The 6,446-nt window shown below is 62.8% G+C and carries 4 protein-coding genes; 2 read left to right on the plus strand and 2 right to left on the minus strand.

Features of this window, described 5'->3' with window-relative positions; genetic code table 11:
- Window position 1: 1 nt before the first annotated feature.
- Window positions 2-1,180, plus strand: coding sequence for a lipid-A-disaccharide synthase (lpxB, locus tag ENZ75_RS16700; protein WP_128278188.1), 1,179 nt, complete (start codon window positions 2-4; stop codon window positions 1,178-1,180).
- Between the two features lie 69 nt (window positions 1,181-1,249).
- Here lpxB and gltA read toward each other — a convergent pair whose 3' ends face one another.
- Together gltA and gltX are read right to left on the minus strand one after the other, a co-directional pair.
- Window positions 1,250-2,575, minus strand: a complete 1,326-nt coding sequence (gene gltA, locus ENZ75_RS16705) for a citrate synthase (protein WP_013531749.1) — start codon at window positions 2,573-2,575, stop codon at window positions 1,250-1,252.
- A 184-nt stretch (window positions 2,576-2,759) separates the two neighbouring features.
- On the minus strand, window positions 2,760-4,184 hold the full coding sequence (gene gltX / locus ENZ75_RS16710; RefSeq protein WP_063170234.1) for a glutamate--tRNA ligase: 1,425 nt from the start codon (window positions 4,182-4,184) through the stop codon (window positions 2,760-2,762).
- A gap of 102 nt (window positions 4,185-4,286) precedes the next feature.
- On the opposite strand from gltX, the gene ENZ75_RS16715 reads away from it, so the two are divergent.
- A partial coding sequence (locus ENZ75_RS16715; protein WP_164887845.1) for a ComEC/Rec2 family competence protein occupies window positions 4,287-6,446 on the plus strand: 2,160 nt, incomplete at its 3' end.

A 6,446-nucleotide genomic window follows, 5' to 3' on the forward strand; every position in this document is an offset into this window, starting at 1 on the left:
AGTGGCTGACAGGGCATTGAAGATCGCGATTGTTGCCGGCGAGGAGTCCGGCGACCTGCTCGGCGCCGACATAGTACGCTCGCTCAGGCAGGCGGCCGGGCGCGAGGTGCAACTCGTCGGCCTCGGCGGCCGTCATTTGCAGACGCTGGGACTGGTCTCGCCATTCGATGCCGGTGAGATCGCCCTCATGGGGTTCAGTGCCGTCCTGCGCGACCTTCCGCGCCTGATGCGGCGGATCAGCCAACTGGCCAAGACCGTTGCCGACGAAAAGCCGGATTGCCTCGTCACCATTGACAGTCCGGACTTTTCGTTGCGCGTCGCCAAAAAGGTGCGTGCGGCCAACCCGTCGATTCCGATCATCCACTATGTCTGCCCGAGCGTGTGGGCGTGGCGGCCGGGCAGGGCGGTCGCGATGAAGCCCTATGTCGACCACATCCTCTGCATCCTGCCTTTCGAGGTTAAGGAGTTGGAGCGGCTCGGCGGGCCATCGGGCACCTATGTTGGGCATCGCCTGACGCACGATGCGGGCTTGCTCGCTGCAGCCAAGGCGCAGGAGTTGCCGCGCGACCTTTCTCCTGATCGGGTCAAAACCTTGCTCGTCCTGCCCGGTGCGCGGCGTGGCGAGGTACGGCGGCTGCTCGACCCGTTCGGCGAGACGGTGTCGATCCTGCGCGCGCGCGGCCACCGCTTGCGGCTGCTGCTGCCGACCGTCCCGCATGTCGCCGACCTCGTCAAATCTTCCGTCAACCGCTGGGATGAAAAGCCTGAGATCATCGTCGAGCCCCAGCGCAAATGGCAGGCTTTCGGCAGGGCCGATGCGGCGCTGATCGCGTCCGGGACGGTATCGCTGGAACTGGCGCTGGCCGGCGTGCCGATGATTTCCTGCTACAGGCTCGACCCGGTCGCGCGCATCTTGGCGCCGTACCTCGTTTCCGTCTGGTCGGCGCTGCTGCCCAATCTGATATCGGATCGAGCGCTTATTCCCGAATTCTACGACGGCTATATCAAGCCGAACAATCTTGCCCGGCAATTGGAGGCACTGTTCGCCGACAGCGGCATGCGTGCCTGGCAGAAGGATGGATTTGCAGAGATCAGGCGGCGCATGGCTACGGGCAGACCGTCCGGCGAGATCGCCGCGCAGGTGGTGATGCGGTATGTCAAGAGAGTGAGTAGTCAGTAATCAGTAGAAATGGTCGACTTCACTACTCACTACTCACTACTCACTACTCACTACTCACTATTTCCTAATTCACCGCTTGGCGATCGGCACGTAATCCCGCTCCGGTGCACCGGTATAGAGCTGGCGCGGGCGGCCAATCTTCTGGCGCGGATCCTCGATCATCTCTTTCCACTGGGCGATCCAGCCGACGGTGCGGGCGACCGCGAACAGCACGGTGAACATCGTGGTGGGGAAGCCCAGCGCCTTCAGCGTAATGCCGGAATAGAAGTCGACATTCGGGTAGAGCTTCTTCTCGATGAAATAGGAATCGGTCAGCGCGATCTTTTCCAGCTCCATGGCGATGTCGAGCAGCGGATCGTCCTTGATGCCGAGCTCGCCCAGAACCTCATGTGCCGTCTTCTGCATGATCTTGGCGCGCGGATCGTAGTTCTTGTAGACGCGGTGGCCGAAGCCCATCAAGCGGAACGGGTCGTCCTTGTCCTTGGCGCGGGCGATGAATTCCGGGATGTGATCGACATGGCCGATCTCGCCAAGCATGTTGAGCGCCGCTTCATTGGCGCCGCCATGCGCGGGTCCCCACAGGCAGGCTATGCCGGCGGCGATGCACGCAAACGGGTTGGCGCCCGACGAGCCGGCGAGGCGAACGGTCGAGGTCGAGGCATTCTGCTCGTGGTCGGCGTGCAGGATGAAGATGCGTTCCATGGCGCGCGCCAGCACCGGATTGATCTTGTATTCCTCGCAAGGCACGGCAAAGCACATATGCAGGAAGTTGGCGGCAAAGTTCAGCTCGTTCTTCGGGTAAATGAAGGGCTGGCCGATGTGGTATTTGTAGGCCATCGCCGCGATCGTCGGCATCTTGGCGATCAGCCGCATGGAGGCAACCATGCGCTGGTAGGGGTCGGAAATGTCGGTGGAGTCGTGATAAAAGGCCGACAGCGCGCCGACCACGCCGCACATCACCGCCATCGGATGCGCGTCGCGGCGGAAGCCGGTGAAAAAGCGCGACATCTGCTCATGCACCATGGTGTGGCGCGTCACGCGGTAATCGAAATCGTCCTTCTGCGCCTTGGTCGGCAATTCACCGTAGAGCAGGAGATAGCAGACCTCGAGGAAGTCGCCATGTTCGGCCAACTGGTCGATCGGATAGCCGCGGTGCAACAGGATGCCGGCGTCGCCGTCGATGAAGGTGATTTCGGACTCGCAGCTTGCCGTCGAGGTGAAGCCGGGATCGTAGGTGAAAGCGCCGGTGGTTGAGTAGAGCGAGGCGATGTCGATCACATCAGGCCCGACCGAACCGCTTCGCACCTTGAATTCATGGGTCTTGCCGGCGAATTCAAGCGTTGCGGTGGCCTCTTGGGTCTTGCCCAAATCCAGTTTTTTCGCAGCTTCGGTCATTGCAAACTCCTTCTTGTTTCCTCATGCCGGCAAAGGCAAATTTCGCAGAGCGACACGTCGAAAATCACCGCAATGCGCGTATTCGCCACCGCATTTCAGGAGGTGCGTGCCAGATTGGGCCAAGGCCTAATGTTGCACTGCGAAACCCGCCTTTCAATGCCAATCTTCTTGGGCCAGTTTGCTCCTAATCGATTTGATCTGAGATGCGCGCCAGGCTTTCCTCGCGGCCGAGCACGGCGAGCACATCGAACACGCCCGGCGAGGTGCTTTTGCCGGTCAAAGCGGCGCGCAAAGGCTGGGCCACCGCGCCGAGCTTGTGGCTGCCGGCCGCCGCCACCTCGCGGATCGCCGCCTCCGCCGAGACGGCTGTCCAGTCACCCGCAAGCCCGTTCAAAGCTTCGTGAGCACTGCGCAGGATCTTGCGGGCATCGTCGGTGAGCAGAAGGGCCGCCTTGTCGTCGATCGGCAGCGGTCGCGTGGCAAACAGGAAGGCCGCGCCGTCGACGAGCTCCACCAGCGTCTTGGCGCGCTCCTTCAGGCCCGGAAGCGCTGCCAGCAACTGCGCCTTGGTGCTGTCGTTCAGGCGTGCGGCGATCGCCGGGCCACCTTCGAGGTAGGGCAGGGTGGCGATGAAGATGTCGAACAGTTCGGCATCGCTCATGCGACGCATATGTGCGCCGTTGATTGCCTCCAGCTTGGCGAAGTCGAAGCGCGCCGCGCCCTTGTTGACGTCGCCGATGTCGAACCAGGAAATCATGTCCTTGATCGACATGATCTCGTCGTCGCCATGGCTCCAGCCGAGACGCGCCAGGTAGTTGAGCAGCGCCTCCGGCAGGTAGCCCATGGCGCGATAAGCCTCGACGCCAAGCGCGCCGTGCCGCTTCGATAGCTTGGCGCCATCGGCGCCGTGGATCAGCGGGATATGCGACATGGACGGCACGTCCCAGCCCATGGCGTTGTAGATGACGGTCTGGCGGGCGGCGTTGGTCAGATGGTCGTCGCCGCGGATGATGTGGGTGACGGCCATGTCATGATCGTCGACGACGACGGCATGCATGTAAGTGGGATTGCCGTCGGAACGCAGGATGATGAAGTCATCGAGATCCTTGTTAGGAAAGCGCACGTCGCCCTGGACCCGGTCATGGACGACGGTCTCGCCTTCGGTCGGCGCCTTGATGCGGATGGCGCCCTTGGCACCTGCGGGTGCCTCTGAGGGGTCGCGGTCGCGCCAGCGGCCATCGTAGCGGGGTGGCAGCCCCTTGGCTCTGGCGGCCTCGCGCATGGCCTCCAGTTCGGCTGGCGTGGCGTAGCAATAATAGGCCTTGCCGATGCGCACGAGCTCCTCGGCCACCTCGCGGTGGCGGGGCGCACGCTCGAACTGCGACACCGGCTCGCCGTCCCAGCTCAGGCCAAGCCAGGAAAGCCCGTCGAGGATGGCAGCCGTCGCGGCTTCATTGGAGCGTTCGCGATCGGTGTCCTCGATGCGCAGCAGCATCGTGCCGCCGGTGTGCTTTGCATACAGCCAGTTGAACAGCGCCGTGCGCGCGCCGCCTATGTGCAAATAGCCGGTGGGCGAGGGGGCAAAACGGGTGACGACCTTGTCGGACATGGAACTCTCGGAAACCATCTGAAGCGGGGTGCGGTCGCGCGGACTTTCGCGCTTTGCGCGTTCATGTAGCATAGGGTGTCGAGGGCGCAAGGGGCAGACCCGATGGCTGGACGAGGCTGGGGCTCGGATCAGGGCGAGGACGCTGCCATTGGCGTCAGCGAACGGTCCCTGTTTGCGCCTCTGCCAGCCTCATTGCCGCCGCCGTCGCCCCTCGTGCCGGATTCCGGCAAGCTGCCCTTGCAAACGGGTATCGCCGCCTCTGTTCCTGTTGCCGGAACCGGCAGGATCGTGCGCGTGCGCCGGCAGATCGGCCTGATATCACTGCCACGCCTGCGCCACAGCGTGAACATGGCGGCGAGCCTGGAACTCGACCGGGGCGTGGCCTTCCTGCTGGTACCGGTCTGCCTTGCGATCGGAGCGATCGGCTATTTTTCGCTGACGGCTGAACCCGACTTTGCGAGACCTGTCGCGGTTGTCATCCTGACGGGGATCTGTGCGCTGGTCTCGCGCTCATGGCCAAAGACCCATCTGTGTTTCATGGCGGCACTTTTGTGCGCCCTAGGGCTGCTTGCTGCCAAGGTCGAGACGTGGCGTGCGGGCACACAAATGTTGGGCTCGGAAATCTCGACGCAGGTGACCGGCCGCGTCGTCTCGCTCGACCGTATGGAAACTGGCCGTATCCGGCTGACCATCGACGTAACATCGACCGCAAGACCGAAACTGCGCTATGCGCCGGAACGGGTACGGCTTTCGGCACGCAAGATCCCGGCTGACGTGACCGCAGGCTCTCTCATCACTGGATATGCCAAGCTTTTGCCGCCGACCGGGCCGGTGCGACCGGACAGCTATGATTTCTCCTTCGACAGCTATTTTGCCGGCATTGGCGGCAGCGGGTTCTTTCTCGGCAATCCCAAGCTTGTCGTCAGCGATGATGGCGACATGCCGCTGTCGGCCCGAATTTCCTCCAGCGTGGAAAATGCCCGTGAAGGCATCGCCGACCATATCAGGGCGAGCGTCGGCGGCGCCGAAGGCGAGATCGCCGCGGCGCTGATCGTCGGCGTGCGCGCCGGCATTCCCGACGACATCAATGAGGCGATGCGACGTACCGGCATCTACCACATCATCTCCATTTCGGGACTGCATATGGCTCTGGTCGCCGGCACCATCATGGGGTTGCTGCGCGGCGCCTTCGCCTTGTTTCCCGATTTTTCCGCGCGTCGCCCGGTCAAGAAGTATGCCGCTGCCGCCGCACTGTTCTCGATCGCAGCCTACCTCGTCATCTCAGGTATCGTCGTCGCCGCCGAACGCAGCTTCATCATGCTGGCAGTGATGCTGATTGCAGTTCTGTTCGATCGAGCAGCACTCACCATGCGCAATCTGGCGATCTCGGCGATCGCCGTCATCGTGGTGTCGCCGCATGAGGTGGTCGGCCCGAGTTTTCAGATGTCGTTCGCCGCGACCGCGGCTCTGGTCGGCGCCTATGCCGGCTGGGCGGATCACCGCGCGGGAAAAGCAAGAACGCCGCCGCCGAAGCGATCCTTGCCCGGGTTCCTGACACGAAAATTCCTGCTGGCGGCAATCGGTCTGGCCATGACCTCGATCATCGCCGGCAGCGCCACGACGCTGTTTGCCATCTGGCATTTTCAGCGTGTGTCGCCGCTCAGCCTGTTCGCCAATCTCGCGGTTATGCCGATCGTCACCGTCGTCATGTTCCTGGCCGTCGCCAGCGCGCTGCTGATGCCTTTCGGATTGGATTGGCCAGGTCTCTACCTGATGGGCAAGGGCCTGACGATGATGATCGCCATATCGGGCTGGATCTCCGAGCGTTCGCCTGTCGATGGGGTCGGGCTGATTTCGCAACAGTCGGTCCTGCTGGTGGCCATTGCCCTGGTCATCGCGACGATGGCGACGACATGGCTGCGGCTCGCGGCTCTGCCATTCGCGTTGGCAGGCTTGCTGACCGTCTCGGATACGCGCACGCCCGATGTGCTGATCTCGGAAGACGCCCGGCTGGTGGCGTTGCCGATCGGTGGCGGTGAGCTTGCCGTCAGCCGGCAACGGCCGAACGAATTCACCGTCGACAACTGGAAACGCGCGCTGACATCGGAAACCATCGTCGTTCCGGAAGTGTTCGACAACAGCGATGGGCAATTCGACGTCGCGGATGCCGTTGAGCTACCGCCGGGATCGCCGTTCTATTGCTCCTCAGGCGTTTGCGTGGCCAGGCACATGTCCGGTGCGATCATTGCCTATGTCGAGGAC

Source organism: Mesorhizobium sp. M7A.F.Ca.CA.002.04.1.1, from assembly GCF_004022805.1.
Classification (GTDB): Bacteria; Pseudomonadota; Alphaproteobacteria; order Rhizobiales; family Rhizobiaceae; genus Mesorhizobium; species Mesorhizobium ciceri.

Excerpts from the sequence above, each read along its gene's own strand:
- gltA (WP_013531749.1), bottom strand. The coding sequence starts at position 2,575 with ATGACCGAAGCTGCGAAAAAACTGGATTTGGGCAAGACCCAAGAGGCC.
- gltX (WP_063170234.1), bottom strand. The coding sequence starts at position 4,184 with ATGTCCGACAAGGTCGTCACCCGTTTTGCCCCCTCGCCCACCGGCTAT.